Here is a 334-nt window from a genome sequence, read left to right on the forward strand (position 1 = left end):
CACACAACATCGCTTTTCTGCGGCCAATAAGATCAGAAATTCGCCCCCAAAAAACAACACCCACAGCAAAAGCAATAAAGTAAATCGACAAGGTTTGACTTGCACTTGCCATTGATACACCAAAATAATCAACTAAGTGCGGCAATACTGGGCTGTAGATAGTTTCAACAATTTGGGGGAACATCAGCAGAATGATGATCAGTCCCATATGGGGTTTTTTATTCATATTATTCTCTTCTAAAACTGGAATAAGAGAAGTATATGGATTTCATTTGTGTTCAAATATCAACAGTAGAACAACAAACATCAAAATAAGGACAAATCATGTTGATCG

At 36.8% G+C, this 334-nt stretch carries 1 protein-coding gene; it reads right to left on the reverse strand.

From position 1 onward, the window contains the following. On the reverse strand, window positions 1-226 hold a 226-nt coding region (locus tag AB4512_RS23235; RefSeq protein ID WP_372175883.1), incomplete at its 3' end, for an MFS transporter. Window positions 227-334: the final 108 nt, after the last annotated feature.

The organism is Vibrio sp. 10N.222.52.B7 (assembly GCF_041474275.1).
Taxonomy (GTDB): Bacteria; Pseudomonadota; Gammaproteobacteria; order Enterobacterales; family Vibrionaceae; genus Vibrio; species Vibrio crassostreae_C.